At 34.5% G+C, this 26,993-nt stretch carries 19 protein-coding genes; 16 read left to right on the forward strand and 3 right to left on the reverse strand.

Annotation, left to right across the window (positions count from 1 at the left end; translation table 11 throughout):
- The first annotated feature begins 16 nt into the window (after positions 1–16).
- From B5D41_RS10665 to B5D41_RS10720, 12 genes are all read left to right on the forward strand, one after another.
- On the forward strand, positions 17–1,363 hold the full coding sequence (locus B5D41_RS10665) for a uracil-xanthine permease family protein (RefSeq protein ID WP_234983938.1): 1,347 nt from the start codon (positions 17–19) through the stop codon (positions 1,361–1,363).
- 53 nt (positions 1,364–1,416) lie between these two features.
- Positions 1,417–4,158 carry a molybdopterin-dependent oxidoreductase gene (locus tag B5D41_RS10670; RefSeq protein ID WP_078810642.1) on the forward strand — a complete coding sequence of 914 codons (2,742 nt, stop codon included), beginning with the start codon at positions 1,417–1,419 and terminating at the stop codon, positions 4,156–4,158.
- Positions 4,159–4,171: 13 nt separating this feature from the next.
- Positions 4,172–5,251: a 4Fe-4S binding protein gene (locus tag B5D41_RS10675; RefSeq protein ID WP_078810643.1), complete on the forward strand. Its 1,080-nt coding sequence runs from the start codon at positions 4,172–4,174 to the stop codon at positions 5,249–5,251.
- Between the two features lie 124 nt (positions 5,252–5,375).
- Positions 5,376–6,746, forward strand: coding sequence for an 8-oxoguanine deaminase (locus tag B5D41_RS10680; RefSeq protein ID WP_078810644.1), 1,371 nt, complete (start codon positions 5,376–5,378; stop codon positions 6,744–6,746).
- A 35-nt stretch (positions 6,747–6,781) separates the two neighbouring features.
- A complete protein-coding gene (ssnA, locus tag B5D41_RS10685) occupies positions 6,782–8,116 on the forward strand; it encodes a putative aminohydrolase SsnA (RefSeq protein ID WP_078810645.1) in 1,335 nt (444 codons plus the stop codon).
- Positions 8,117–8,139: 23 nt separating this feature from the next.
- Complete coding sequence (locus tag B5D41_RS10690; RefSeq protein WP_078810646.1) at positions 8,140–9,012, forward strand: FAD binding domain-containing protein; 873 nt, start codon at positions 8,140–8,142, stop codon at positions 9,010–9,012.
- Positions 9,013–9,492: a (2Fe-2S)-binding protein gene (locus B5D41_RS10695; protein ID WP_078810647.1), complete on the forward strand. Its 480-nt coding sequence runs from the start codon at positions 9,013–9,015 to the stop codon at positions 9,490–9,492.
- The gene (locus tag B5D41_RS10700; protein WP_078810648.1) at positions 9,489–11,768 is read left to right on the forward strand and encodes a xanthine dehydrogenase family protein molybdopterin-binding subunit; all 2,280 of its coding nucleotides are present in this window, start codon (positions 9,489–9,491) and stop codon (positions 11,766–11,768) included. The genes B5D41_RS10695 and B5D41_RS10700 overlap by 4 nt, the downstream gene beginning before the upstream one ends.
- A 31-nt stretch (positions 11,769–11,799) precedes the next feature.
- Complete coding sequence (ade, locus tag B5D41_RS10705; RefSeq protein ID WP_078810649.1) at positions 11,800–13,518, forward strand: adenine deaminase; 1,719 nt, start codon at positions 11,800–11,802, stop codon at positions 13,516–13,518.
- 129 nt (positions 13,519–13,647) lie between these two features.
- On the forward strand, positions 13,648–14,985 hold the full coding sequence (locus B5D41_RS10710; protein WP_078810650.1) for an NCS2 family permease: 1,338 nt from the start codon (positions 13,648–13,650) through the stop codon (positions 14,983–14,985).
- Between the two features lie 127 nt (positions 14,986–15,112).
- Positions 15,113–16,351: a serine hydroxymethyltransferase gene (locus tag B5D41_RS10715; RefSeq protein ID WP_078810651.1), complete on the forward strand. Its 1,239-nt coding sequence runs from the start codon at positions 15,113–15,115 to the stop codon at positions 16,349–16,351.
- 159 nt (positions 16,352–16,510) lie between these two features.
- On the forward strand, positions 16,511–17,863 hold the full coding sequence (locus B5D41_RS10720) for an MATE family efflux transporter (RefSeq protein WP_078810652.1): 1,353 nt from the start codon (positions 16,511–16,513) through the stop codon (positions 17,861–17,863).
- Positions 17,864–17,873: 10 nt separating this feature from the next.
- Here the strand turns inward: B5D41_RS10720 and rlmD are convergent, their stop codons facing one another.
- Together rlmD and B5D41_RS10730 are read right to left on the reverse strand one after the other, a co-directional pair.
- Positions 17,874–19,040 carry a 23S rRNA (uracil(1939)-C(5))-methyltransferase RlmD gene (rlmD, locus tag B5D41_RS10725; RefSeq protein ID WP_078810653.1) on the reverse strand — a complete coding sequence of 389 codons (1,167 nt, stop codon included), beginning with the start codon at positions 19,038–19,040 and terminating at the stop codon, positions 17,874–17,876.
- A gap of 104 nt (positions 19,041–19,144) precedes the next feature.
- The gene (locus B5D41_RS10730) at positions 19,145–19,597 is read right to left on the reverse strand and encodes a MarR family winged helix-turn-helix transcriptional regulator (RefSeq protein ID WP_078810654.1); all 453 of its coding nucleotides are present in this window, start codon (positions 19,595–19,597) and stop codon (positions 19,145–19,147) included.
- A gap of 435 nt (positions 19,598–20,032) precedes the next feature.
- Here B5D41_RS10730 and B5D41_RS10735 point away from each other — a divergent pair, with 435 nt between their 5' ends.
- From B5D41_RS10735 to B5D41_RS10750, 4 genes are all read left to right on the forward strand, one after another.
- Positions 20,033–20,599: a hypothetical protein gene (locus tag B5D41_RS10735; RefSeq protein WP_078810655.1), complete on the forward strand. Its 567-nt coding sequence runs from the start codon at positions 20,033–20,035 to the stop codon at positions 20,597–20,599.
- A gap of 1,091 nt (positions 20,600–21,690) precedes the next feature.
- Entirely contained in the window at positions 21,691–22,533 is an 843-nt protein-coding gene (locus B5D41_RS10740) for a DUF4747 family protein (RefSeq protein ID WP_078810656.1), read from the forward strand.
- Positions 22,526–23,068, forward strand: coding sequence for a hypothetical protein (locus B5D41_RS10745; RefSeq protein ID WP_078810657.1), 543 nt, complete (start codon positions 22,526–22,528; stop codon positions 23,066–23,068). Before B5D41_RS10740 ends, B5D41_RS10745 begins: the two co-directional genes overlap by 8 nt.
- A 1,449-nt stretch (positions 23,069–24,517) precedes the next feature.
- Complete coding sequence (locus tag B5D41_RS10750; RefSeq protein WP_078810658.1) at positions 24,518–26,026, forward strand: SAP domain-containing protein; 1,509 nt, start codon at positions 24,518–24,520, stop codon at positions 26,024–26,026.
- A 671-nt stretch (positions 26,027–26,697) separates the two neighbouring features.
- Here B5D41_RS10750 and B5D41_RS10755 read toward each other — a convergent pair.
- Positions 26,698–26,993: IS3 family transposase (locus tag B5D41_RS10755; RefSeq protein WP_143555701.1), on the reverse strand; the 296-nt coding region annotated here is incomplete at its 5' end.

Below are 26,993 nucleotides of genomic sequence, written 5' to 3' on the forward strand. Positions count from 1 at the left end.
GAGGAGCTGATTTATTTTGAGTAAACCAGAAGGGACGAGTGATGGAGAGGTTCTGTATAAGCTGGAGGATAAACCACCGGTAGGAGAGACAGTTTTATTAGGTTTTCAGCACATGTTGGCTATGTTTGTAGGGATTATAACACCACCATTAATCATTGCTGGAGTTGCAGGCTTGAATGCAGCAGAGACTGGTTTCTTTGTTAGTATGGCTTTGATTGCGTCGGGAATTACTACTTTTATTCAGGTTAAAAAGGTAGGTCCTGTGGGGTCAGGTTTATTAGGAGTTATGGGAACTAGTTTTACTTTTGTTCCAATGGCTATTGCTGCTGCTAAAGCAGGAGGATTACCCTTGGTCTTAGGAATGGCATTGGCTACATCACCTATAGAAATGATTTTAAGTCGCTTTATAAAGTTAGCAAAGAAAATATTCCCACCGGTTGTTACTGGGACAGTAGTTATGTTAATTGGACTTACTTTAATGGAAGTTGGTATTACTGACTTTGCAGGTGGTCATGGAGCTGAAAATTTTGGTAGTATTCAAAACTTATTACTTGGTACTTTTGTCTTGACTATTGTTATTATAGCTAATCGGTATGGAAAAGGAATAATTAAATCAGGGGCAATTGCTATTGGTTTAGTAGCAGGATATATTGTCTCGATTCCATTAGGATTAGTAGACTTTGGACCAATAGTTAATGCTGGTTGGTTTACAATTCCTGTTCCGGTTAAGTTTGGATTAAGCTTTGAATGGTCTCATGTTTTACCTTGGATTGTAGCTTACTTTATTACTACAGTTGAATCTATCGGTGATCTGACTGCTATAGCTGAGTCTTCTGGGGAACCAGTTGATGGTGATTTGCATATGAAGCGTTTAAGTGGAGGAGTTTTAGCAGATGGAGTAGGTAGTGCGATTGCTGCTTTATTAAATTCATTACCGAATACTACTTTTAGTCAAAATACTGGTGTAATTCAGCTTAGTAAAGTAGGTAGTAGAACAATAGGAATAGCTACTGCTGGAATTTTATTTCTTCTAGGGTTATTACCTAAATTTGGCGCTTTAATCAGTGTCATGCCTAGTCCAGTATTAGGTGGAGCTACAATAGCTTTATTTGGAATGGTAGCTACGTCAGGAATGAAGATAGTTGTTAGAGGTGGATTAACGGATCGTAAGTTATTTATTTTAGGTATTTCATTAGCATTTGGTTTAGGAGTAACAATGAAACCTGATGTTGTTAAACAGTTACCTAAATTATTAGAAACTGTTCTAAACTCTGGTATAACTGTTGGAGCTATATTTGCAGTTGTATTAAACCAATTTTTACCTAATAATAAAGCTGATAATCAGCAAAAAGCAAGTATGTAAAGTTAATTAATTAAAATTTTTAGAGTAAAAGAAAGAAGGAGGGAGGCAACTCCATGTCAGAGAAAATAAATCTTATAATTAATGGAGAAGAAATATCAGTAACAGAGGAAAAAGGAGATACAGCCTTACTCTCCTTCCTTAGAGATGAAATGGGTTTAATGGGTGCTAAGAATGGATGTGGTCAAGGGCAATGTGGTACTTGTACAGTAATTATTGATGGAGAGGCGAAAAGATCTTGTCTTTGGAAGTTAAAGAGGATTAATGGTTCGACCGTAGAAACTATTGAGAATTTAAACAAAGATGGGCAATTACACCCTCTCCAAATTGCCTTTTTAGAGACTGGTGCTGTGCAATGTGGCTTCTGTACTCCAGGAATGATAATGTCTTCTAAGGCTTTGTTAGATAAGAATAACAATCCTTCAGAAGATGAAGTCAGAGATGCCTTAAAGAGAAATATCTGTCGATGTACTGGGTACCAAAAGATTATTGAATCTGTACAACTTGCTGCCAGATATTTAAGAGAAGGAGTAGAGATTAAAGAAAATTATACCACAGATGCATTTGGTAAATCAGTCATTAGAAATGATGGTTTAGATAAGGTGCAGGGAGCTTCTATATATGTAGATGATTATAGTAAGGAAGATATGTTACATGGAAAGCTTCATTTAAGTGAAGAGCCTCATGCTGAAATAGTTGATGTAGATATAAGTGAGGCTTTACAGGTTACTGGTGTAGTTGAAGTTTTAACTGCTGATGATATACCAGGAGAGAAGAATTTTGGTTTAATCCTCGATCAGCAACCGATTCTAGCCTACGATAGAGTAAGATATGTCGGGGAGCCAATAGCATTAATCCTTGCTGAAAGTAAGGAAGCAGCAGCTAAAGGTTCAAAAGTAATTAAAGTTGAGTATAAAGAACTTCCTACTTATTATAAACCACAAGATGCTTTAGATGAAGATGCTATTGAAATTCATGACGATGGTAATACCCTAACCCATTTACAACTAAGGAAAGGCGAGTATGAGGAAGCCTTTGAAGAAGCAGATGTAATTGTTGAAGATACTTATCAGACTCCTTTTGTTGAGCATGCTTATCTTGAACCTGAAGGTGGGTTGGCAGAATACAATGATGGAGAAATAACGGTTTGGACTCCTAGTCAGAGTTCACATAAGTATCAAGGAATGATTGCTGCTAGTTTAGATTTAGATGAAGAAGAAGTAAGAGTTATTAATACATGTACTGGTGGTGCTTTTGGTGGTCGAGAAGAACCTACTGTACAGATTCATGCTGCTTTAGGTGCTTTAGTCACGGAAAGGCCGGTAAAGATTGTTTTAAATAGAAAAGAGTCAATCAGAATGTCTACTAAGAGGCATGCAGCTTATCTAAATTATAAGATGGGAGCTACTAGTGATGGTAAGTTAGTTGCAGCAGAGGCTAAAATTTATACTGATACTGGTGCTTATGCATCAGCAGGTATTCCAGTGGCCAATAGAGCAACTACTTTTACCTTTGGACCTTATGTAATTCCACATGCTAAAGTAGATACTTATTCTGTTTATACTAATAATCTGCCAGGTGGAGCTATGCGGGGCTTTGGTTCACCACAAGTATGTTTTGCAGCTGAAAGACATTTAGATAAATTAGCTGGAGAATTAGATATAGATCCGCTGGAATTTAGGTTAAAGAATGCTCTAGAAGAAGGCAAGTCGACACTGACTGGTCATGTTTTAGGCGCAGGTATAGGCTTTAAGGATTGTTTATTAGAACTTAAGGAATCTTTAGCTAAGGAAGAATATGATTTAAAGGATAATCAAAAGATTGGTATTGGTATAGCTGGTGGTTATAAAAATGTAGGTATCGGTCATGGATTACCTGAAGATAATCAAGCTAGAATTAAGCTGAATAAAGATGGTACTTTCACTTTATATGTTAGTTGTGTTGATTCAGGCCAGGGTTCTGATACAGCAATGGCTCAGGTTGCTACTGAAGTGTTAGGATGCTTCTATCAAGATATAGAGGTTATTGCCAGTGATACAGACCACATTTCTGATGGTGGAGTTACTACTGCTTCTAGAATGTCATTTCTTGCTGGTAATGCTGTTAAAGGTTGTGCTACTAAATTAAAAGATAAAGTATTAGAAAACGCTTCTAAAGTAACTGGTATTCCAACAGAAAGAATAGAGTTACAAGGAAGAGATTTCATAAATAATGTAACGGGAGAAAGAATAATTTCATTAAAAGAAGTAGCAAATGATTATTCAGGTTTAAAAGCTAAATATGATTATCATCCTCCTGAAACAGAACCGATTCCTGAGCAGAATATACCGGCTTATCCAACTAAAGATGATGATATAGGTAAGATACATTTTTCTTATTGTTACGCCGTTCATGCTGCTATAGTAGCAGTAGACAAAGAAACAGGTGAATTTGAAGTATTGAAGATTATTGCTGCTCATGATGTAGGAAAGGCAATTAATCCCAAAGGTGTAGAAGGACAGATTGAAGGCGGAGTTTCCATGGGAGTTGGTTATGCACTCAGTGAAGAGTTTTATTTAAAGGATGGCTGGCCGGTTCAAGATACTTTGTCTAAATTAAATCTCCCTAATACTGCGAATATACCGCCAATAGAAAGTATAATAATTGAAGAAGAACATCCAGAAGGACCATACGGTGCTAAAGGAATGTCTGAATTACCGGTTTCACCAGTAGCACCTGCTATAACAAATGCAATTTATGATGCAATAGGTCTTAATATTAATCAAATTCCAATCAAAGATAAGTTAATTACAAAATAGAAAGGGTGGGAATATGACTGATTTAAATGTAGAAATTTATGACATGAAATTAAAGAATCCAGTTATGCCTGCAGCAGGTCCTCCGATTAGAAATGGAGAAGTTGCTCATAAAGCTAAAGAAGGTGGAGCAGGAGCAATTGTAACTAAGACAATTTCCACAGAGGCTGCTGATGTTCCTCGACCATGTATGGCAGAGGTAGATACTGGTTTCTTAAATTCAGAGCTTTGGTCAGAACATGGTCCCAATGTATGGCTGGATGCAGAATATCCAGAAGTTAAAAAGACAGGATTACCTATTATTGTAGGACTTGGTTATTCTGGAGAAGATATTAGAGAGCTTGCTCCAAAGGTAGAACCGTATGCTGATGCTTTAGAATTATCGACTCATTATTTAGGCGGTGATCCATCACCAGTAATTGAAGCCATTGAAGCAGCTAAAGAGTCTGTAGATATTCCGGTATTTGTAAAGTTAAGTCCTGATGTTGATATATCTAAATTTGCAAAAGCTGCTGAAGATGCTGGAGCTGATGGAATTGTTTTAATTAATTCATTTGGACCTTGTCTTGATATTGATCTTGAAACTGGAGAACCATTAATGGGAAGTAAGGATGGTTATGGTTGGCTATCTGGTGATGCTATTTTCCCTCTAGCTTTAAGATGTGTATTTGAAGCTTGTGGTGCAGTTGATATTCCAGTAATTGGAGTTGGAGGAATCAGTAGCGGAGCTGATGCCATTAAGATGATTATGGCAGGTGCTCAAGCGGTACAGGTTTGTACTGCTGCTATTTTAGAGGGACCGCAGGTTTATGGTAAAATTGTAGCTGAGATGGAAAATATCTTAGAAGAAAAAGGATATTCTTCCTTAGATGAAATTAGAGGCTTGGCTCAGCAGAAGGTAGATGACAAAGTAAATTTAAATAAAGAAGTACCAAAAGCTAATGATGAATGTACTACTTGTGGTATTTGTAAGAAGAGCTGTCCGTATCAAGCTATCACTATTGAAGAAAAAGCATTGATTGATGAAGAGAGTTGTTTTGGTTGTGGTTTATGTGTTACTAGATGTCCAGTTAACGCTTTAAAGATTGATTATTAAATCCGTAAATTTGAATATCATATTCTGACTAGTCTCTTATTGAGATAGTTTGAATAATAATTAATAGAGAAGAAAATCTGTTTTACGGGAACCTGGATTTTGATTTATAAGGAGAGATGGACTAATGACTACTAAATTGATTAGAAATGCAGATAAAATAGTTACTATGGATGATAAAAGAAATATATTTGAAGATAGTTCAATATTAATAGAAGATGGTAAGATTAAAGCTATTGGGAAAGAAGCATTGAATGAAGATGTTGAGGTTGATGAGGTTATTGATGGAAAGGATAAATTTATCTTTCCGGGATTAGTTAATACTCATCATCACTTTTATCAGACATTAACTCGTTGTATTCCAGAGGTGCAAAATGTTGAACTCTTTCAGTGGTTAAAATTTCTTTATCCCATTTGGGCTAACTTAACTTCTGAAGCTGTTTATACTAGTTCTTTAGTAGCTTTAGGAGAGTTATTAAAGACGGGATGTACAACAAGTAGTGACCATCACTATGTATTTCCTCAAGGAGTAAGTGGAGAATTAATTGATCGACAGATAGAAGCGGCTAGAAAGTTAGGTGCTCGTTTTCATCCATGTCGTGGAAGCATGTCTTTAGGAGAAGATGATGGCGGTTTACCACCTAATTCTGTAATTCAAAGTGATGAAGAAATCTTAGAAGATAGTCAACGATTAATTGAAGATTATCATGACCCAGATGAGTTATCAATGTGTCAAATTGTATTGGCACCTTGTTCACCATTCTCAGTTACATCAGAAATTATGGAAGAGACAGTAAAGTTAGCTAGAGAATACGAAGGAGTAAATTGTCATACTCATTTAGCAGAAACTGAAGATGAGAATGATTTCTGTCAAGAAGCAATGGGAATGCGTCCTTTAGAGTATATGGAAAGTGTCGGCTGGATAGGTGATGATATCTGGTTTGCACATGGTGTTCATTTTAATGAAGAGGAATTAGATTTATTAGCTAAGACATCTACTGGAGTTGCTCATTGTCCTGTATCGAATCAAAAATTAGCTTCTGGAATAGCTAAGATTCCATCTATGTTAGAAAGAGATATCAAAGTTGGTTTAGCAGTTGATGGTAGTGCCAGTAATGACTCTTCAGATATGATAGGAGAGATGAAGTCAGCTCTCTTATTACATCGAGTTAATGGCGGCATTGATGCTATTTCACCAGAAGAAGTGCTAGAGATGGCAACTCGAGGTGGAGCTCGTCTATTAGGTAGAGATGATATTGGTAGTTTAGAACCTGGTAAAGCAGCAGACTTGTTTATGGTCGATAAGTACCGACTAGGATTGGCTGGGGCTTTTCATGATCCAATAACTGCTCTGATTACTTGTGGCGATAGCAATGTTGTGGATATGACTATGGTAAATGGAGAAATTGTTGTTAAGGAAGGCAAGTTGGTTAATGTTGATGAGCGAAACCTTGCTAAGCAAGCTAATGAAATATCTAAAGTTATGGTGAATAATTAAGAAGTAGTAGCTATTAATTTATTGGAGGTGATCCCTTGAAACTAGTTGGACCAGGGACAATAATCACTTTTGATTCAAACAGACCAGTTGTAACCGACGGCGGCTTAGTAATTGAAGATAATTTGATAAAAGAGATTGGAGATTATAAGCAGCTTATTAAAAAATATGAGTCAAAGATTGAAGATAAGATTAAGACTGATGATAAATTAATTATGCCGGGGATGGTTAATACTCATATGCACCTTTATAGTACTTTTGCTCGGGGAATGGCAATTAAAGATGACCCCCCGCAGGATTTCGTTCAGATTTTAGAACGACTTTGGTGGAGGTTAGATAAAGCTTTAGATTATGAAGGAGTCTATTATAGCGCATTATTGGCTATTATTGAAGGGATAAAGAATGGTACGACGACTATTTTTGATCATCACGCCAGTCCCAATGCTATCAGTGGTTCACTTGATAAGATTTCAGAAGCAGTAAATGAAACAGGAATTCGAGCTTGTTTATCCTATGAGGTTTCTGATCGGGATGGTAAAGAAAAAGCCCAAGAAGGAATTGAAGAGAATAAGCGGTTTATTAAAAAATGTAAAGAAAAAGATTCAGAATTAATTAAAAGTGCTTTTGGATTACATGCTTCCTTTACTTTAAGTAATGAGACTTTACAGCAAGTAAGTAAAGTAGTGAATGAATTAGAGACAGGTATTCACATGCATGTTGCTGAAGGAAAAGCAGACCAAGAGGATAGTCTATCTAAGTATGATTTAACTGTAATTGAAAGATTAGAGGAGCTAGGTCTTTGTAATTCAAAGATGATCGGTGCTCATGGTGTTCATTTACAGCCTCATGATATGGAGATTCTTTCCGAACATAATGCTAATTTAATTCATAATCCAGAATCGAATATGGGTAATGCTGTAGGATATCCACCGATATTTTCTATGCTTGATAAAGGAGTTCTTGTAGGACATGGAACAGATGGTTTTACTACTGATATGTTTGAATCAATTAAAGTAGCAAACCTTCTGCATAAACATAATTCTGGAAACCCTTCTGCAGCGTGGGAGGAAGTACCTACTATAACTTTTGAGAATAATCAAAAAATAACTAATAAATTTTATGATAAACCATTAGCAGTTTTAAAAGAAGGTGGATATGCTGATTTAATAGCAGTTGATTATCGTCCTACTACACCTTTAAGCAGTGATAATTATTATCCTCATATACTTTTTGGAATTTCTGGTGGTAAGGTAGAGATGACTATGGTTAATGGGCAGGTATTAATGGAAGATGGAGAAGTTAAAGTAGTAGATGAAGAAGAGATATATCATAAGGCACGGTTAACAGCTAAAGAAGTTTGGAAAAGGTTCTAGTTTTCATATAGGAGGTGGGTTAATTGGCAGGTAGTATGTACTATAAGCCAACTAATATAGATGAGGCATTAGAATTAATTAGTAGAGAACAGAATGCAACTTTCTTTGCCGGCGGCACTGATTTAATGGTAGAGTATTTTGAAAGTTTAAGCCAAATGGGAAAGATAATCAATATTTCAGGAATAGAAGAATTACGTGGAATTACAAAGAAAGAAGATGAGATTCAGATTGGTCCGTTGACTACTCACCAAGAAATATGTGATTCAGAAATATTATTAGAATTAGTTCCTTGGCTTTGTCAAGCGGCTGAAGAAGTAGGGTCTCCTCAGATTAGACATAGAGGCACTATAGGAGGTAATATAGCTAATGCATCTCCGGCAGCTGATACAGTACCGGCTCTAATTGCAGCTGGAGCTACTGTGGAATTAACAGGAGTTAATGGTAAACGTAATTTTGACTTAGAAAATATATTTACTGGGCCAGGAGAGACAATTATTGATGATCAAGAATTGATTACTAATATTTCATTACCGATTCCTGATGACACAAAAGCAGGTAGCTTTATGAAAATAGGAAAAAGAAAAGCACTATCTATTTCAGTATTAAACGGCTCTGTCTTTTTAGAAATTGACCGCGAAGATATGAAATTTATAGATGTACGCATCTGTCTTGGTTCTGTAGCACCTGTACCGTATAGGGCTAGAAAAGCTGAAGAAGTGATAAGAGGCGCAGAGGTTACTATAGAAAATATAGAAAAAGCAGGTCAAGCAGCCAGTGATGAGATTACTCCGATTGATGATGTACGAGGAACAGCAGAATATAGAAAGCAAGTAGCTAAGTCAGCAGTAATTAGATTAATCAAAGAGGCTACAGAGCAATTGGAGGTTGGGATATAGATGAATAAACTTCCTATTACCTTAACGGTGAATGACACAGATTATTCAGTTGATGTCAGTCCTGATATGAGATTAGTTGATTTGCTTAGAGAAGAATTAGGATTATTAGGTACTAAAGAAGGATGCGGTGAAGGTGAGTGTGGAGCCTGTACTATAATTAAGGATGGTGAAACAGTAAACTCCTGCTTAGTTCTAGCTGCAGAAGCTGATGATAGTAATATTACTACTATTGAAGGGCTTGGTGACGAGGATAATCTTCATCCGCTACAAGAGTCATTTATTGAATATGGAGCAGTCCAATGTGGTTTTTGCACGCCAGGTATGATCTTATCAGCAAAAAATCTACTTGATAAGAATCCTGCACCGAATGAGTCTGAGATTAAAGTCGGATTATCTGGGAATATATGTCGTTGCACAGGATATACAAAGATAATTGAAGCAGTTAAAGCAGTTGCTAATAGAGGAGGTGACTCATCATGAAGAAAGTAGTCGGTCAAAAAGTGAAGAAAGTTGATGCGATTGAGAAAGTAATTGGTAAGGCTAAGTTTGCAAAAGATTATTCATTTGATGACATGCTGTATTTAAAAATATTGCGAGCACCTCATCCACATGCTAAAATAATTGATATAGATATTTCTAAAGCTCAAGAGTTAGATGGAGTGGTAAGAATAGTTACGGCTGATGATCTTCCTGAATTAAATAATTTTGGTTTAATCCTTAAAGATGAAGAGGTATTTGTTAAAGAAAAGACTCATTACATGGGCGATGCTTTGGCAGCAATTGCTGCTGAGTCAGAGGAGATTGCCCATGAAGCTCGGAATTTAATTGAAGTCGAATATGAAGAGTTAGAAGTGATTGATAATCCTTTTCGGGCTATGGAAGATGATGCTCCTAAAATTCATGAAGAGGGTAATGTTGTCTGTTCTCATAATCTTGAAAAAGGTGATGTGGAGCAAGGTTTTGAGGAAGCAGATTTAATTATTTCTAATGAATTTCAGACGCAACATATAGAACAACTTCCTTTGGAACCAGAAGCCGGGGTAGCTAAGTATGATTCAGAAACAGATACGTATACTCTTTGGGCCCCAACGCAGTGGTTGCATGATACTCAAGGAGATATGGCTCAATCATTAGGAGTCCCTCCTGAAAAAATCAAAATTAACCAACCAACTATTGGTGGAGCTTTTGGAAAGAGAGAGGATATTTCGGTACATCTACATTTAGCTATTATGGCAAAGTTAACTGGGAAGCCTGTTAAATTAGCTTATACTCGAGAAGAATCTATGATAACTCAATCAAAACGACATCCTATAACTTTTAAATTTAAAACAGGAGTTACTAAAGATGGAGAGATAATTGCTTGGGAGTCTGAAGTAATTGGTGATACAGGAGCATGTGCTTCCAGTGGTCCAGCAGTAGTACATCAAGCGCTCTATCATTGTACAGGACCATATAATGTTCCCAATGTAAAAGGAAAGTCTTACACAGTTTATACTAATAACACTTATGCTGGAGCAATGAGAGGCTTTGGTGCTACTCAATCAGCATTTGCTTATGAATCACAGATTGATATTATAGCTGAAGAGTTGGGTATGGATCCTTATGAATTCAGATTAAAGAATGCTTATGATATAGGTTCTTCAACTCCTAATGGTCAAATTTTAACTAGTAGTGTTGGAGCAAAGGAATCATTAAAAAAAGCTATTGAAGCAGCAGATTATCAAAAAAAGTCGGCAAGTACAGAAGAGAAAGCTGATAATTCATCAACGAAGAAATGTGGGAAGGGCATGGCTACTATAATGTTTGGTAATGGCTATGGAGAAGGATTTCCAGATCATTCTTTCTGCACAGTAAAAGTTAAAGAAGATGGAGATATATTAATAGAGACTGCAGCAGCTGATGTAGGACAGGGTGTTTTAACTGTAGTTACCCAGATTGTTTCTGAAGTATTAAACATATCTCAAGATAGAATTGAAGTAGCTCCAGGTACTACAGAGGATATGAAGAATGCTGGTTCAACTTCAGCTAGTAGACAGACGATCTTTTCTGGAAATGCGGCTAAGGTGGCTGCAGAAGAATTATTAGGTCAGATTAATCATCAAGCATTTATGGAATTAGGAGCTAATTATCCCGAGTTTGAGGTGAAAGATGGAAAAGTAGTTCCATTTGAAGGAGAAGAATTAACATTTAAAGAGTTAGCTCAAATTGCTAAAAATAAGGGAGAACCGCTTAAAGCAGAAGGATGTTATTTCCCAGAAACTTATGCTCCTGATGAAGAGACTGGTTATTCAGAACTTGCTTATGTTACTTATACCTTTAATACTCATGTTGCAGAAGTTGAAGTTGATACTGATACAGGGATTGTTACTGTATTAAGAATGGTTACTGCTCCTGACGTAGGAAAAGCTATCCATCCCCAGAATATAGAAGGACAGAGTGAAGGTGGAACTGTAATGGGGATGGGAATGGCGTTAATGGAAGATCAGATTATAGATGAAGGAATAACTATGAATCCTAATATGAGTAATTATTTAGTACCTACTACAATGGATGTTCCAGAGATAGAAACAGTGATTGTAGAAAGTGGTGATGGACCAGGCCCATATGGAGCTAAAGGTATTGGAGAACCAGTAACCCTTCCGGCTGCTCCTGCTATTATTAATGCTATTGAAGATGCAATTGGAGTAAGAATAAAAGAACTCCCTGCTACTCCAGAAAAAATTCTTAAAGCTTTAAGAGAGAAAAATGATAATTAAACCTATAATATAGTTGAGGAGGCTAAAGACATTGGATAAGAAATTATTGAAGCAAGCGCGGGGAGAAGAGAAAGTAGATATTCTATTTAAAAATGGTCGAGTAGTTGATGTATTTAATGGAGAAATAGTAGAAGAAAATGTTGCAGTTGCCGATGGAAAGGTTATAGGTTATGGAGATTACCAAGGTAAAGAAGAGATAGATTTAGATGGTAGAATTCTTTCACCTGGGTTTATTGATGGACATCTTCATATTGAAAGTGGTATGGTAGAAGTTAAAGAGTTTGCTCGTCAAGTTATAGCTTCAGGAACTACTACTATCTTTGCTGATCCTCATGAAATTGCTAATGTTAGCGGGATGAAGGGGATAGAGTATATTTATCAAGGAGCAAAAGAGTTGCCGTGGAATTTATTCCTGATGTTTCCTTCGGCGGTTCCAGCAGCATCTGCTGGAACTCCTGGAGCTATAATAGATGCTCAGAAGATGTCACAATTATTTTCTGAGGAGAAGTTCTTCGGTTTAGGAGAAGTGATGGACTTTATAAATGTGATCGCTGGAGATGATAAGACATGGGAAAAGTTAGAGATAACCGGCGAGACATTTAAGGACGGGCATGCTCCTGGAGTTAGTGGTAAAGAGTTAAATGCTTATTTAATGGCTGATATTGGGGCAGATCATGAATGTACTACTGCTAAAGAAGCAATAGAGAAGATTAGGTCCGGAATGTATGTCATGATTCGCGAAGGTTCTGCTACTAAGGATCTGCTTAATTTGCTACCAGGAATCAACTCAAATAATATGAGACGATTCTTGTTAGCTACTGATGATCGCCATCCACAAGATTTAGTAGAAGAAGGACATATTAACTTTTTGATGAAAAAATTACATAAGAGTGGTATTAATCCTGTAGAAGCAATTAGGTTAGGTACTATTAATGCTGCTGAATGTTTTGGTTTAGATAATTTAGGTGCCATTGCTCCAGGGTATCAAGCAGATTTAGTAGTAATTGATGACTTCGATAATTGGAATATTGATATGGTATTTAAAGACGGAAAGATGGTTGCTAAAGAAGGAGAATCTACCTTTTCAATGAGCTCTAAGATTGATCAGGATTTGAAGAAAGAAGTTATGAATTCTGTAAACATTGGTCGAATTTTGTCTGAAAATTTTGAATTACTTAAAGGGAATAAATTCCGAGTTATGGAATTAAGTCCAGATCAGATCATAACTAAGCAGCAGATTGTTAATCTTTCTTTTGAAGAGACAGAAGTTAAACAGGAATTGATTAAGAATGATTTAGTTAAAATAGCTGTGGTAGATAGACATCAAGCTACAGGTAATGTAGGATTAGGACTTTTAAAAGGATTTGGTCTTGAAGAAGGGGCTATTGCTACTTCGATTGCCCATGATTCTCATCATATAATAACTGCAGGACTGGATAAAGATGATATGTATAGAGCTGTTAAAAAAGTTGAAGAGTTAGATGGTGGGATTGTCATAGTAAAAGAAGGAGAAGTCCTTGCCAAATTACCGTTATCAATAGCAGGTTTAATGTCTAAGCTCTCTTTAGATGAGGTAGCTATTCGGATTAATAAGATGAAAGAGATTACTGAGTCATTAGGAGTTAAGATTAGAGAACCTTTTATGACTTTATCATTTATGGCTTTACCGGTAATTCCAGAATTGAAAATTACTGACAAAGGGTTATTTGATGTTAAGCAGCTAGAATATGTTCAATTGAATATAGATTGATTGTTGGATGTGAGTGATGAGTTTAGCATTAGTTTTTTAAATGAAAAAGGAGGGATAGACAGGAGTAGTTAAATGTTTTATTGTGAAGGGATTGGTGATTAGTCTAAAAATTATAAAGGAGGCTTACTATTGAGTGACGTAAGGTCTGAAACTGAGGAAAATGTTGGTCTTTTGGAGAGGTTATTTAAATTAAAAGAGAATAATACTGATGTAAAGACTGAAATATTGGCTGGTTTCACAACTTTTATGACTATGGGTTATATTATATTCGTCAATCCTGGAATTTTAAGCGATGCTGGAATGCCTTTTAATGGTGTATTTATTGCAACTATAGCTGGGGCAATCTTAGGTACATTATCAATGGCATTTATATCTAATTATCCTTTTGCTTTAGCTTCGGGGATGGGATTAAATGCTTTCTTCGCTTATTCTATTGTTATGAATATGGGAGTTTCGTGGCAGGTTGCATTAGGAGTTATCTTCTTAGAAGGAGTTATCTTCATGCTGTTAAGTGTGGTTAAGGCTAGAGAAATGATTGTAAATGCAATTCCGATGGGGCTCAAGACAGGTATTAGTGCAGGGATTGGACTCTTTATTGCCTTTATTGGTTTACAGAATGCAGAAATTGTTGTCAATAGTGATGCGACCTTAGTTGAAATGGGAAATCTTTTTAGTGGACCGGCTCTTGTAACGATGTTTGGATTAGCCGTAATTGGTATTTTACATTCTAAAGGAGTAAAAGGTGCATTGCTTTGGGGAATCATTGCTTCAACTATATTCGGTTGGGTTAATGGTGTTACTCCACCGTTAGAAGGAATAATAGCTATGCCAAAATTCAGTGATTGGTCTACTGTATTATTTAAGTTAGACATCAAAGCTGCACTTGATGCTAGTTTAGTTGGAGTTTTACTATCTTTCTTATTTGTAGATATGTTTGATACTGCTGGGACTTTAGTAGGTGTTAGCCAGCAGGCAGGTTATTTAGATGAAGATGGTAACTTACCTAAGGCTAATAAAGCTCTTTTATCTGATGCTATTGGAACTACAGGTGGAGCTTTATTTGGGACAACTACTGTAACTACTTATGTTGAATCTGCTTCAGGAGTTGCTGTAGGAGGGCGTACAGGATTAACAGGTGTAGTTGTTTCTGCCTTATTCTTCTTGGCACTCTTCTTTAAACCGTTAATTGGGATTGTTCCTGGCGCAGCTACTGCACCAGCATTAATAGCCGTTGGTACTATGATGATGAGTAATGTTACTGAAATAGATTGGGATGACTATACTGAAGTATTACCAGCTTTTATGACTATGGTAGCTATGCCTCTTACTTATTCAATAGCTAATGGTATAGGACTTGGTTTTATCTTTTATCCATTAGTAAAGTTATTTACTGGTAAGGGCAGAGATGTTCACTGGTTAATATATCTATTAGGAGTTCTATTTGTAGCTAAGTTTATTTGGTTATAAATTCTATTTCTAAAATGTTTTATAAATATGATAACCTAATAAAGATACTGATGCAAAATACGAAAAAATATCTTAATATAAAAAATAATATAAACTTATTAATTAAATAATTAAAGGAGGAAGAATTATGGAACATTTAAAAGAGATTGATCCAGAAGTATATGATGCTATTCAGGAGGAAGAGACACGTCAAGCTAGGAATATTGAATTAATTGCTTCAGAAAACTTTGTCAGTGAAGCAGTAAAAGAAGCAGCAGGTTCTTGTTTGACTAATAAATATGCTGAAGGATATCCAGACCGTAGATATTATGGTGGTTGTAAGTATGTAGATAAAGCAGAAAAGGCAGCAATTGAAAGAGCTAAAGAGATATTTGGTGCCGAGCATGCTAATGTGCAGCCACATTCTGGATCTCAAGCTAATATGGCAGCATATATGGCCAAGCTTTCACCCGAAGATACAATTATGGGAATGGATCTTTCTCATGGAGGTCACTTAACTCACGGCAGTGAAGTGAATTTTTCAGGTGAGTTATATAACTTCGTTCATTATGGGGTAAATGAAGAAACAGAAGTAATTGATTTTACGGAAGTAAGAGAATTAGCTAAAGAACATAACCCAGAGATGATCGTAGTAGGTGCTAGTGCTTATTCTCGTATAATAGATTTTGCTAAATTCAAAGAGATAGCAGATGAGGTAGGAGCTTATCTAATGGTAGATATGGCTCATATAGCTGGACTAGTAGCGGCTGGTTTACATCCTAATCCAGTGGAACATGCTGATATTGTAACATCAACTACTCATAAAACATTACGAGGTACTAGAGGTGGACTAATTCTTTGTAAAGAAGAGCATGCAAAGGATATAGATAAGGCAATCTTCCCTGGGATTCAAGGTGGACCTTTAATGCATATCATTGCTGCTAAAGCGGTTGGTTTTAAAGAGGCCATGACTCCAGAATTTAAAGAATATCAACAACAGATTGTAGATAATGCAACAAAATTAGCTGAGACATTACAAGATTATGGAATGGAATTAGTTTCTGGTGGTACAGATAACCACTTAATGCTAGTAAATTTAAATAATATGAATATTACTGGTAAAGAAGCTGAGGAAGTGCTTGATGAAATAGCCATTACAGTAAATAAGAATACAATTCCTAGTGAAACTAGAAGTCCTTTTGTAACTAGTGGTATTCGAATTGGAACTCCAGCGGTTACTACTAGAGGTATGGAAGAGGAAGAGATGGAAGAGATAGGACGTCTAATATACGAAGCAATAGCTAATAAAGATGACGAAGAAAAGTTAGAAGAATTAAGAGAAGACTCCAAAAAATTATCAACTAAGTTTGATACTTTCACCTATTAGTTATTCTAAGGTAGAAACCTGGCTACTGTTAAAGGTAGTCAGGTTTTTAATTGTTTAATAACTTATAAATTATATAAAAATATATAAACTAAGTTAAAGTCAGTTTGTTTTGTAAAAAATCGTTTGTAATTGTTGAATCGTTAGTAAGGAGGAGTAAGTTTGGCATTGACTGATGAATCGAACAGATTAGGGGAAGAAGCTGTCTTTCCTCTATTATTTAAATTATCAACTCCCTCGATAATAGGGATGTTGATTCAAGCATTATATAATGTAATAGATAGTATCTATATTGGTCATTTGAGTAAAGAGGCTTTATCGGCACTTTCTTTAGTCTTTCCTATCCAACTAATCTTAATTGCAGTTGCAGTAGGTACTGGTATTGGAACTAGTTCATTAATTTCTAGATTATTAGGAGAAGAGAAAGAAGAGAAGGTTAATATTGTAGCTCAAAATATTATATTCATAACTATTTTTTATGGAATAATTGCAGGATTAATCGGTTACTTTGCTTCGGAAGATATAATAAGTTTTTTTACTAATGATCCTTTATTAATAGATTTAGGAGAAGCATATATAGAAATTATTTTATTAGGTTCTTTAGCATTGTTCTTTCCAATTATTGCAGATAATATTTTAAGAGGGGAAGGAAATACTTTTATTCCTATGATAACTGTAATCATTGGAGCTGTTTTGAATATAGCTTTAGATCCATTTTTGATTTTTGGGATTGGTATATTTCCTAAATTAGGGATAAGAGGAGCTGCCTATGCTACTATTTTTTCTAGATTAGTGAGCGGTATATTTATCGGTATTTTTCTTTTTAGAAATTATCGTCAATTTGAATTAGATATAAAGAGTTTTAAGTTTGATTTTGAGGTTATTAAAGAAGTGTACCAAGTTGGATTGCCTTCGATGATTATGCAGTTATTATCAAGTTTTATGATTCTAGGAGTTAATAAGATAGTGGCCTCTTATAATGTAACGGCAATTGCTGTAGTAGGTGTCTATCATAGATTACAGACTTTTATTTTGATGCCGGTCTTTGGATTGGGACAAGGCTATATGCCCATAGTGGGTTATAATTATGGACATGATAACCTTGATAGAATGAAGAAAGCTATTAGATATGGATTAATAGCCGGGTTCCTGTTTACTACAATCGGAGGAATGTTTTTCCAAATATTTCCTGGGCAATTGGTCAGCTTATTTAATGATGATCCTAGTTTAGTACAAATTGGAGTAACTGCTTTAAAGAGAATTAGCTTTGCTTTTCCTATAATGGGGTTAAGTGTTATTGCCTCGATTACTTTTCAAGCTATTGGTAAAGGAATCCCAAGTTTAGTATTATCATTCTTAAGACAGATAGTATTATTACTACCTATTATGTATTTATTAGGACGCACATATGGTCTAGATGCCGCCTGGTTTGCTTTTCCAATTTCAGAGTTGCTTGTATCTATACTAACTATTTTATGGTTAGCGATTACTTTAAAGAAAATCTATCCAGAATAAAAAGACTGATTTATTCTTTAACTAAATGAACTGATGTCTCTACATGATTGGTATGTGGAAACATATCGACAGGTTGAACTTTTTTAGCAGTATATCCTTTGGTAGTAATCTCTTTTAAGTCTCTAACTAAAGTTTTAGGATTACAAGAGACATAGATTATTTCTTTAGCATCGAAGGCAATTATTTTTTGTAAGGCATCCGGATGGATACCAGGTCGCGGTGGATCTACAATAATTACATCCGGAGTTTGGTCTAATTTATCTACTTTTTCTAATACATCGCCGGCGATAAATTGACAGTTATCTAAATTATTTAATTTAGCGTTTTCTCTAGCCATTTCAACTGCTTCTTCCATTAATTCTATTCCTATTACTTTTTTTGCTTCTGAGACGACAGATTGAGCAATGGTTCCGGTACCACAGTATAAGTCATAAATAATCTTATTGTCTGCATCACCTAAATAGTCTTTAATTGTTTCATATAAGACTTCTGCGCCAGTAGTATTTGGTTGAAAGAAAGAGAATGGTTTAACCTTAAATTTAATACCTAATAATTCTTCAAAGAAATAATCTCTCCCATAATGAGTTATTAATTCATCACATTGAACTACATCGGCGTGATTATCATTAAGAGTCTGTAAGAAACCTACTAATTCTCCTTGATAATCTAGATTCTTTAACTCTTCGGTCAAGTCAGTGAAATCATGTTGTTGTTGAGTAGTGGTAACTAAATTAATTAATATCTCTCCGGTGTGCAAACCTTTTCTAACGATTAGATTTCGTAAGAATCCTTCCTCGAGCTTGATATGATATTTTCGGAACGGTTGATTCCTAAAATAATCTATAATAGTCTTAATAATTATTCTGAAATCGTTATCTACTAATTGACAGGCATCAACAGTTACGACATCATATCTCATACCTCTAGGATGCATTCCTAATTGTAATTCACCGTCTTTTTCTAAATCTCCAAAACTGAATTCCATGTTATTTCGGTATTCAAAGATATTAGGGCTTGGTTTAATATTCAAAAATTCTTCTACATCAATCTCAGCTTTGGTAAATAAATCTTTAACCATTTCTTCTTTTTGCTGGAGTTGTTCTTTATAATTAATATCTTGTTTATTACAGCCTCCACACATTTCATAATGATTACATATTTGTTTAGTCTGATTCATATTGGACCTCCTTATTTATATAGGAATTTTCATATCCCAATTTACTATTTTAACATAGATCATGGTAATATTCTATGCTAAAAGTAATTTTATAATACTTTGGTTTAAAAATCCATTTTAATTTTGTGCCAATCTACTTCAATATTTTCTCTCATTCTTTTAACTAAATTATATATTAATTCTTTTTCTTGCTCGTTAAAATCAGTAAGGCATATATTTAGATTTCTATTTTCCTCAGCAATGACTACTTTGTATATTTTCTTACCTTTGGCAGTAGGGTAGAGGTTCCAGACTCTCTTATCATCTTCATCTTTTACTCGTTTTATATAACCTATCTTTTTTAACTTTTTTACTGCCTTAGAGGTCGAAGTCTTATCAACTTTTAAGATATTAGTTAAATCTTTTTGATTAATCCCGGGATGTTCACATATTTCAGTTAGATATATGAATTGACCTTTTTGTAGGTTGATTTCTTTAAGATTGATATTACTGATTGATTGTACACAACGATTTAACTTTCCAACTTCTCTAAGTATAAAATTATTTAGATTACTCAACTTATACCTCCTTCTAAAAATAGTTGAAATTTCAACTTATTGGTATTATTATACATTTATTTAGTTGAAAATTCAACTAAATAATGAGATTAAATAAGAAGGCAGAAGAGAGGGGGATATAGGAGGTTTTGAATTAGTTTGTAGAGAGGAAGTAGAAGAACTAGAAGAACTAACAATTATACAAAGATTAAATTTTAGTGCTGTGTTTTGGAGGGGGTTGCTTATATATCGGTGCATTGTGATAAATTAGGGGTGTTTCCTTATTTTAGCAAGGAAATTTATGGTTTTGTGGTGAAAGAACATAATAGAGTTGGTTAATTAAGTATTTGCGACATACATCATGAAGAGAGTTAAATAAGGAGTATATACGACATGTGTCATGAAAATATGAGTTATGTGAAATTATAACTTTGTTTCGAAAGTGAGGAGAAATATATGGAATATATAGTTATTGAGGGCAATAAAACTGAAGTAATGCAAGAAATGATAAATTACACTAATAGTGGAAGGCTTGTTGATGATACCTTTAATTTCATCATTAAGAACAGACATATACTTGATTCAAGTGAAGAGCTTTACATTGATGATAATGAGCCAATTCTTCCTATGCAAGGACCGAGGAATTGGGTATCAATGAATGCTAAATACCATATTAACGTAAAGAAAACAACTATTTTATTAGTAATGTTCATTTTGGATGTAACTCTGACTAAAGGTATAGCAAATGTTCTAGCAAGTGTATTTGGTGTTACAACACAGACTATTAATAAGCTCGATGAACAGGATAGATGCTTGATATTAGATATCATGAAAGGAAAAAAGTTTTCTGCAACTGATTTCTTTTACAAAAATTCTGAATGTGTGCAGAATGACATAGATTGTTCGTTTAGAGATGGATGTATATGTTCAAGGGAACTTGAAGTAATTGAATCTCGTTTAGCTAGTCTCATTGATGCAGGAATAGTTATTAATGGAGACAGTGAGTTTAAGCTGGCGTTCTAACTTCACATAACAGCAGATTAACAACATCCCAGTCTATGAGCATAAGTTAAGGCTGGAATGACTTACATAAGGTTTCAGTCTTAATTAGAAGTTGGTAGCATTATCAGGGACGTCGTGAATTTGCGGGACGTTAGTACGCCAAGCAAGTTTGATATTTCTGGCAAAGTGAAGCCGTCTACTAAAGTAGACTTAGGATAACATCGATTATGATAAATTACAATAAAACCAACGTAAATAGCTCAATGGTAAGAGCTTAAAAGTTCGCCGGCAGAAAGTCTATCTTTACTACCTCACTGTCATTGGTAAAGTGAAGGTCGCTAAATGGTTTAAGTAATATTAAGTAGTTGATATATCTGATAACAGTCTTTGCTAGGTAAGGACTAGCCATCCACCTATATCGAGTGTTGCGCCTTGAATTGGTAACAATTCAGGTGAAGTGTACACATAAGTAGAGAACCAAAAACCTGAATTATAGTTTTTGTGTGAATCACTTAGTATGTTTCTTAGGGAACTTTTTAGGCCAGAGGGAAGACCGTAATTCCTGAAGTATATTGAGCCCCGTTAGTAGCGGTGTCCTGGAAACAGGAGAAATGCAGATGATGACGTAATTAACGTTGCGGAATTTAATACGAAGGAATCGTAAAAGGTGAGATTCCGGAGGGGGGTCTGTCGGGGTCAGAGAACCTGGCATGAAGAGAGAGAAATATCAGGAACTTGGGAGGTCCTACAGATTCCAGTAATTGCTGGAAGGTCTATCCAATCGAAAAAGAGAATGACTCATAACTTGTAGGAAGTCGGATTAACTCATAGTACTCTGAGATCAGGAAAGCTGGTTACATGGGGGAAGGGGTGACAGTTGCACGCAACTATAAAGGAAACACTAGCCGGACGCGCAAGGCCGGATAACTAGTGCCAACCTCACTATAGAAATATCAAGAAGCATTTGAAATAGCTGATTACGGAAGGGAGTGCAATCTGAAGAGCCCGGTGCGGTAATTCCGCACGCCGGGATCTGTGTGGGGGACGCTGGGCAACTAGCGTTCCTACCATGACTAGGACATCAGGTTAAAATGTATAGGGAGGTAATGGAGTTGAAAAAAATTGATTTATACGCTACTAAGATTAGTGTTAGCGAAAAATTATTTTCACATAATTTATCAGATTTAAAGCAATATATTTTAAAAGCAATACTAGAAAGTAAAGGTTTTATAGAATATGGAGATTCAATCATAGGGTTTACAGATATTAATAAATTTAATATACAAAGAAGAATTTTAGTTGTAGGAAAATTATGTAGAGGTAAAGATCAGGCTCAAAAAATAATAGATTCAGATAGTGGAGAACTTCGGGACCATCATGTTCCAAATGTTGCTCATGAATCATATTTTTTATTTGATTTAAAAACGGAAATTGTTGTCTTTGAAGAGAGAAAATATATATCTAAATTTCAGTTTGGAAAAATGTTTAGTACATTAATTTCATACAATCAACCAAATGTTGGGAGATTAGAAAATAAATTACTTACTAGTATAAGTATTTTAAGACAGATAGATGAATTTAGTGAAATAAATTATGCTAAATTTAATCTTATTCCAGCTAATTGGGATTATAGTGAGGAGTTTGATGAATTAGATGAAAAGATTAAAGAGCTTGAAGCTGAAAAGGCTGAGCATGAATATAAATCTGATGGAGGATTAAATAAAGAGGCAATGTTATTTAAAGATTCAGTAAATATGGGATTATCGGGCTATGGAGATTTTAAATTGGGAGGTAAAGATTTAGAAGGCAATATAAAAGAAGTATATTCTGAAGAAGAACATCTTTCGCAGACAATCAAATTAGAAAAAAATAATTTAGATGAATTTATTGATAAAGCATTAGGATTTTTATTTAAAGCAATTGCTCAACATAAGGAGTCTAGTGATTATGAGTAAAAACAATAAACAGTTTGATTTTTTTAACATGTTAAGAAAATTTGGAATAAAAAAATTATTTAATTGCAAAGAGTTTTATTTTTCTTTAATATTTCCTTTGAGTATATTTTATTTATTAAATTGTATTACTAGAGAGAATACTGGAAGTCTTTTTAAAGATTTAATTCATATTATAATTGTATTAGATGTTACTGTTTTTTCAGTAGTAATTACTGGTTTAGCTTTATTATTATCTTTAGCAGACGGTAGTTTTCTTAAGTTTTTAAAAAAGCATGATTTATATATATCTTTCTTTTTTCCGTTTTATTTAGCTGGAGTTCTTTGGATCTTACATATTATATATTCTTTGGGTTTAATATTTTTTAGTTATACATCAATTTCACTTAAAATTGTTGATGCTAGTTTATTATTTACATATATATTTGGATTTTTATATGCCTTATTAAATTCTATTTCTCTTATTAAATTAATAATAAATTTAGGACATGCTAAAGTAAGATTTGAAGAAGTTAAAGAAAAAGTTAAATCAGATTAAAGTTAGAAATTTATTTGAATTCTGACGTCCTATAACATGGGCTTAAACGACATCTAATTTGATTGTATAAATGGGATTTAATACTGACTTATGAAAATTAACTAATATAAAAAAGGTCGCACTGCAATAATGGGACGTCGTGAAGCCCAGGGACGTTAGTACGCCAAGCAAGTTTGATACTTCTGGCAAAGTGAAGCTGTCTACTAAAGTAGACTTAGGATAACATCGATTATGATAAATTACAACAGAATCAACGTAAGTAGCTCAATGGTAAAAGCTTAAAAGATCGCCGGCAGAAGGTCTATCTTTACTACCTCACTGTCATTGGTAAAGTGAAGGTCTTTAAATGGTTTAAGTAATATTAAGTAGTTGATATATATGATAACAGTCTTTGCTAGGTAAGGACTAACCATCCACCTATATCGAGTGTTGCGCCTTGAATTGGTAACAATTCAGGTGAAGTGTACACATAAGTAGAGAACCAAAAACCTGAATTTTGGTTTTTGTGTGAATCACTTAGTATGTTTCTTAGAGAACTTTTTAGGCCAGAGGGAAGACCGTAATTCCTGAAGCATATTGAGCCCCGTTAGTAGCGGTGTCCTGGAAACAGGAGAAATGCAGATGATGACGTAGTTAACGTTGCGGAAGTCAATACGAAGGAATCGTAAAAGGTGAGATTCCGGAGGGTCTGTCGGGGTCAGAGAACCTGGCATGAAGAGAGAGAAATATCAGGAACTTGGGAGGTCCTACAGGTTCCAGTAATTGCTGGAAGGTCTATCCAATCGAAAAAGAGGACGACCCGTAGCTTGTAGGAAGTCGGATTGACTCATAGTACTCTGAGACTAGGAAAGCTAGTTACATGGGGAAGGGGTGACAGGAATATGAACCCATCAAAGGAAACACTAACCGGACGCGCAAGGCCGGATAACTAGTGGCAACCTCATTATAGAAATACCAAGAAGCATTTGAAATAGCTGATTACGGAAGGGAGTGCAATCTGAAGAGCCTGGTGCGGTAGTTCCGCACGCCGGGATCTGTGTGGGGGACGTTGGGCAACTAGCGTTCCTGCCATGACTATGAAATGACGGCTAACAGGGGATTTTAAATAAGTGACTTCCATTGAATACTTAAGATAGTCATATTATCAATAATTTAGGGAAAAATGATATAACTTTTAATTTAATTTTCTCCTTTTGTACGACCTAAAAGGACCATTCAAGTTTTGTGTGTTAAAAATATTAAATATAACACCTAAAACTCCCCTATCTCATTACATTATATAGGTCTGCTTTAAATATAATATAACACTTATTTTATTAAATTTTAAATAATTTCCATTTCAAAAAATAAATTTTCTCTACTCAACAATTGTTTAATAAATATGTATATCCCTATGTGGTAACTGAGTTTTAATCTAAAATTAAACCATGATTTACGAGGAGGATAAAAATGAAACTGGAAGAGATTGTTTCAAAAATGTCAAAACTTTATCTTGGTAGATTGGTAGACAGTTTTTTAAAGGATACTCCTAAAGACAATGAAAAGGAAATGAGAAAATTAATATTAAAAAACAATAATGAGTTTGCTGATTATGATAGGATAAAGAGCAAGTTGAATTTCATACATATTGATAGAAATACTAGAGTATTAAATAATTTATTACTATATATTCTTTTGAATGAGAATGATTATAAATGTGAAAAGAATGAGTTAATTCAAAAGGTGAAACAAAAAGAGAAAGAGATAATAAAAAGCAGTAAAAAGGAAGGATGTTTAGAATTCAGTAATAAAGATTCTTTGAAAATTTATAAAAAAGTATTAATTACAGCTTGGAAATGGCAAGATGACATAAATTCACATGAACAAAATATTCTTAATACCTTAAGAGAAGAATTGGATATAAGCATAGGTGAGCATAGAATAATAGAAAGTAGATTAGGATATTTTCCTCAAAAGGGAAACAAAATTCATGGATATAAGCCTATTAAGGAAAGTCTTAAAGACTTACAATACAGAGGGTTGATTACAAGACTTAGAGATAATAGTTCTTATTTTGTCATACCTGAAGAGATAGCTAATACTATGAAAAATATTTTAGGATTAGAATTAAAAAAAGACACCTATAAATTACTTTTAAAAAAATTAAAGAAAAAACAATTGAAAACAATCTTAAAAAACCATGATTTTCCTTATTCAGGAACCAAAAAAGAACTTTATACAAGAATATTAAATACTCAGATTAAGCCCTCCATGGCCTTAGGCCAACTTACCAAGGATGAATTAAGAGAAATATTATTAGATTTGGAAGATATTAATATAAGTGGCACTAAGGAAGAGCGAATTAATAATATAATAGATTTTTATGATAATTTAATTACCTATAAAGTAGAAAGTAGTGACCCTAGAGAATTATATTTTAATTATATAGATGAATTAGCAAATAGAGAGTATAATCAGCTAAGAGGAAATAATATAATTGATAAAGATTTATCAGTTGAACACTACTTTGAAGAAGCTACTAGCTTTCTATTTGAAAAACTTTTAAAACATACTCCAACGAAAATGAAAGGAAACAACAATCCTGACGGGAGATTAGTTTGTGAAAATGATGATGTAATATTATGGGATAATAAAAGTTGTGAATTAGACTATAATTTTCCAGACAAACATTTTAATCAGTTCAAAAGATACATACAAGAGGAAAAAAATAGGGTAACTTTATTTTTAGTTGTTGCGCCATCCTTTACTTCAGATTGTTTAATTAAAGCTCAAAAATTAAAAGCACAGTCCAATGAAGATACAGATGTAGGTTTAATAACAGCAAAAGATATTAAATTCATTGCTGAAAATTGGAAAGATTATTGTTCAGATGATTATACATTTAATTTACAAGTGTTTGATTACACTGGCTTTTTAACAAAAGATGTTTTAAAACAAAGAATGAAATGGGCTTTATAAAACTAAGGTTCCGCCGTCACATCATATAACAGAGGGTTCCTGTTACGCCCAAGATCAGGCTACCCTACGAGACATGCTCTCTGTCACAAAGTTTGCAATGAATAAGGTAAGTATTTAGGTCGCAAAATTTTTGCCAGGCCTAACGGCACGAGCACGTCGGGAACCCTTTAGACATATCTAATAGGTAAAAGTCCTATCAGAGTAAAAGTCAAAACTCTGTAGCTGAATGGCAATATAATTGAGAAATCAATTATATTGAAGTCCATTGAAAAAGGTATCTATAGGGTATCAAGCAAGTATGCAGACCATAACACCAGTGAACGCATAGTAGCTTCGAAAGGGATAAAATTTGGTGGTCGAGCCTTTAACGTTTGGGCGAAGACAGAATGTATAAATGAAAATTGGCTGAAACATTTATACACACCAGCGGCGTATTAGCGATGGTATATGTTCGGAACTGGAGAAGCCCCACTTCTTCCTGTGAGAAATCATTTGAGAAAAGAAAAAGCATCTATAAGTTTACAAGACTTGAGGAGGAGAATATATCTTAAATCTAAAATGCATTATGCTTTTTAGATTTATAGAAGAAGCTAATAGGAAAGCCGTGTACGGGAGTACCGTACGCACGGTTTGATGAGGCGGAGATTGGAAATCTGGATTGTCAATCCTTTTTAGGACACTTTTTTCTCGGACATTAACATTCTATATTCTACAGGGGTAAGATAATTTAGTGACCCATGTATTCTGTGATTATTATACCAGTTTACATAATCAAATAACTGATATTCTAATTCCTCAAAACTACTAAAGATCTTATTAAACGCAAACTCTGTTTTAACTACTTTAAAAGCAGCTTCTGCAACAGCATTATCATAGGGACAGCCTTTCTTACTCAAGGAACGGTTAATACTAAATGTATTTAATAGCTGATCTATAACTTTATTTTTAAATTCATTGCCTCTATCAG

Origin of the sequence: Selenihalanaerobacter shriftii (assembly GCF_900167185.1) — a bacterium.
In the GTDB taxonomy this organism is placed as follows: domain Bacteria; phylum Bacillota; class Halanaerobiia; order Halobacteroidales; family Acetohalobiaceae; genus Selenihalanaerobacter; species Selenihalanaerobacter shriftii.

Coding starts and splice junctions, on each gene's coding strand:
- B5D41_RS10670 (WP_078810642.1), top strand. CDS start 1,417: ATGTCAGAGAAAATAAATCTTATAATTAATGGAGAAGAAATATCAGTA.
- B5D41_RS10675 (WP_078810643.1), top strand. CDS start 4,172: ATGACTGATTTAAATGTAGAAATTTATGACATGAAATTAAAGAATCCA.
- B5D41_RS10680 (WP_078810644.1), top strand. CDS start 5,376: ATGACTACTAAATTGATTAGAAATGCAGATAAAATAGTTACTATGGAT.
- B5D41_RS10695 (WP_078810647.1), top strand. CDS start 9,013: ATGAATAAACTTCCTATTACCTTAACGGTGAATGACACAGATTATTCA.
- B5D41_RS10700 (WP_078810648.1), top strand. CDS start 9,489: ATGAAGAAAGTAGTCGGTCAAAAAGTGAAGAAAGTTGATGCGATTGAG.
- B5D41_RS10715 (WP_078810651.1), top strand. CDS start 15,113: ATGGAACATTTAAAAGAGATTGATCCAGAAGTATATGATGCTATTCAG.
- rlmD (WP_078810653.1), bottom strand. CDS start 19,040: ATGAATCAGACTAAACAAATATGTAATCATTATGAAATGTGTGGAGGC.
- B5D41_RS10735 (WP_078810655.1), top strand. CDS start 20,033: ATGGAATATATAGTTATTGAGGGCAATAAAACTGAAGTAATGCAAGAA.
- B5D41_RS10745 (WP_078810657.1), top strand. CDS start 22,526: ATGAGTAAAAACAATAAACAGTTTGATTTTTTTAACATGTTAAGAAAA.
- B5D41_RS10750 (WP_078810658.1), top strand. CDS start 24,518: ATGAAACTGGAAGAGATTGTTTCAAAAATGTCAAAACTTTATCTTGGT.